The 1,450-nt window shown below is 71.5% G+C and carries 1 protein-coding gene; it reads right to left on the reverse strand.

The window, feature by feature from the left end; genetic code table 11:
- Window positions 1–1,364 (reverse strand): hypothetical protein (locus ACWCO3_RS34585; RefSeq protein WP_450014210.1); only part of this gene is annotated, 1,364 nt, incomplete at its 3' end.
- Between the last annotated feature and the right edge of the window lie 86 nt (window positions 1,365–1,450).

Here is a 1,450-nt window from a genome sequence, read left to right on the forward strand (position 1 = left end):
TGTGGCAGCTCCGCGAAGCTGCTCAACCAGGACCTGACCTTCGTCATCTCCGGTGCGACCCCAGCGGCGTACGCCTCCCGGTCGCTGAACCGGCAGCCGTAGTCGGGCCGCGCCACCACCGCCGGGTCGGTCACGGTGTCGCCGGCCGGGCGCTTGCCGGTGCGTACCCAGGACATCAGGTCGTCCCAGGCGGCGCCGGCCTCCGCCGGGGTGAACTCGCAGTGCTGCGTGGCCCGGATGGCCCGTTGGACCACCAGCTTGCTACGACCGTGCCGTGCCACGTCCGTGGCATACGCCTGCTCCATGCTGAAGGGCACGAACAGGTCACCGAGGCCGTGCAGGCTGAGCACCGGCGCGGTGGGCCGACCGGCGATCCGTGGCACCTCGGTCAGCGTCGGCAGGAGCCGCTGCACCGGGTTCTCCGGCGCGACCCGCCGCACCGTGGCGTTGACGTCGACCGGGCTGTTCGGGGCGTACCGGGTGAGCAGGTTGCTGGAGAGCTGACCGGGCCGCTGGGCGGGGGAGTTGCCACTCCCGGTGGGCACGGTGATCGAGAAGAGGAAGTCCTTCCAGACCGCGAACGCCGCGTCCGCGCCCGGACGCGGCCCGCCCGAACGGTTCACGGTGATGGCCCGCAACTGCTTACCCCGGTCCGTGGTGGTGTCCGGCCCGGTGGGGGTCAACCCGGCCAGACCGAGCGCCACCTGGATCCGGGGTACGGCGTTCGTCAGGTAGTCGGCCGGCGTCGGGTACGCCGGCACCCCGGCGAGGGTCTGCGCAACCAGGTTGTAGTCCAGGTAGAAGTCGAGCAACGTCTGGTCGCCGAGCACCCCGCACATCGGCAGCGCCCCGTCGTAGAAGCCGGGGTACTGCTCCAGCGAACGACCGATGACGTACCCGCCCATCGACACCCCGGCGACGTACGTGTGCTGCGGCCGGCGGACCGTCCGTCCGAAGTGGTCGGCGAGATCCTTGGTGCCCAGCACCCCCGAACGGATGTCGAAGCCGTTCCTGTCGTACGAGGACGACGCCCAGGCGTACCCCTGCTCGAGCAGACGCTGGCGCAGCCCGAAGGCCGGCGGCTCCGGCGAGAGCACAGTGCCCTGGCCGCGGTAGCCGTGCGCCCACATCACCAGGTCGCCGTTCCACCGGGCGGGGACCTCGATGATGTACCCGGCGTGGCGGTGCACGCCCTGGCGTACCGTCGTCGGCTTGCCGCCCACGACCAGCGGCGTCAACGGCGGATTCTCGATGGTGTACCCGGGTAGCGGCTCCCCGACCCTCGGGTCGCGACCGGTGGCGCTCGCCGGCGTGGCACCGGCCAGCCCGACCGCGAGAGTCAGCGTCGCGGTGGCGGTGACCATCTCCTACTCGATCTTCTTCCGCCCGCCCTGCGGCTACGACCCGCCGATGACCGTCAGCCTCTTCGCCAACCGCGAGGACGCCCAGC

This window comes from Micromonospora sp. NPDC002411, assembly GCF_053592955.1.